1 protein-coding gene is annotated in these 1661 nt (G+C 56.1%); it reads left to right on the top strand.

Annotated features, from left to right (window positions below; translation table 11 throughout):
* Positions 1–322 precede the first annotated feature (322 nt).
* Positions 323–1661: amino-acid N-acetyltransferase (gene argA / locus ACMX3H_RS20035; protein WP_415211942.1), on the top strand; the 1339-nt coding region annotated here is incomplete at its 3' end.

The raw sequence follows: 1661 nt of genomic DNA, 5'->3' as shown, positions 1-1661 counted from the left end.
CGGAATCAGTGATCGGACGTGACCGGAACCAGCAAGCCACGCCCTGCAACAATCGTCGGCGCGCGTTGTTATGTTCTGAATCAGGCATAACGCCCCGGTAATAAAATGTGCATTATCTGAAAAACCAATCGTTTATCGTTAACGGCGAAAACTTTAACCAAACCGCCGGCCGCTGTCATCCCGAAAAGGCCGTACATGGGCGGTGCAGAGCGGACTTTGCGCATCTTTACAAAGTGGCCTACTTTAAATTGGGACTTGCCAAGCGGGGATTAAAAGACTAAAAATACACAAAATCAGAATAATCATTCACAGAGGGTAGGCCGTGAAGGAACGCAGTACAGAATTGGTTCAGGGTTTTCGCCATACGGTTCCTTATATCAATGCACACCGTGGCAAAACCTTTGTCGTTATGCTGGGCGGCGAAGCCATCGAGCATGAAAATTTCGCCAGTATTGTTAATGACATCGGCCTGTTGCACAGCCTGGGTATCCGCCTGGTGCTGGTGTACGGCGCCCGGCCGCAAATCGACGCCAATCTGGCGGTACATCATCTTGAGCCGATTTACCACAAACATACCCGCGTCACCGACGCGCCCACCCTCGAACGGGTGAAGCAGGCCGCCGGCCAGCTACAGCTGGATATCACCGCCCGGCTGTCGATGAGTTTGAATAATACGCCGCTGCAGGGCGCGCACATCAATGTGGTAAGCGGCAATTTTATCATTGCCCAGCCCTTGGGCGTGGATGATGGCGTGGACTATTGCCACAGCGGGCGCATCCGCCGTATCGATGATGAGGCGATTCACCGCCAGTTGGATGGCGGCGCCATCGTCCTCCTCGGCCCGGTGGCGGTCTCGGTCACCGGCGAAAGTTTTAATCTCACCTCCGAAGAGGTGGCGACGCAGCTGGCTATCAAGCTGAAAGCGGAGAAGATTATCGGCTTTTGCTCGTCGCAAGGTGTAATTGGCGAAGACGACGATATCATTTCCGAACTGTACCCCAACGACGCCCAGCGGCGCATCGAGCAGTTGGAGGCGCGCGGTGATTACCATTCCGGCACCGTGCGCTTTCTGCGCGGGGCGGTAAAAGCCTGCCGCAGCGGCGTGCGGCGCTGCCATCTTATCAGCTATCAAGAAGATGGCGCCCTGGTGCAAGAGCTCTTTTCCCGCGACGGTATCGGCACGCAAATTGTGATGGAAAGCGCCGCGCAGGTGCGGCGGGCCACCATCAACGATATCGGCGGCATTCTGGCGCTCATTCGCCCGCTGGAGCAGCAGGGGATCCTGGTGCGCCGCTCCCGCGAGCAGTTGGAGATGGAAATCGACAAATTTACCATTATCGAACGGGACAATATGACCATTGCCTGCGCGGCGCTTTATCCCTTTCCCGATGAGCAGATAGGCGAAATGGCCTGCGTGGCGGTGCATCCCGATTATCGCAGTTCGTCACGCGGCGAGATGCTGTTGACGCGCATCGCGCAGCAGGCGCGTCGAATGGGGCTGAAGAAACTGTTTGTGCTCACTACCCGCAGTATTCACTGGTTTCAAGAACGCTGCTTCACCCCTGCGGAAGTGGATATACTGCCGAACCAGAAAAAGGCGCTGTATAACTACCAGCGCCGATCTAAAATTCTGGTGGCCGAACTTGAGACGCAGGACGGCC

This window comes from Sodalis sp. (in: enterobacteria) (assembly GCF_047607725.1).
Taxonomy (GTDB): domain Bacteria; phylum Pseudomonadota; class Gammaproteobacteria; order Enterobacterales; family Enterobacteriaceae; genus JBLKSS01.
This window is presented reverse-complemented; position numbering and strand designations above follow the sequence as displayed.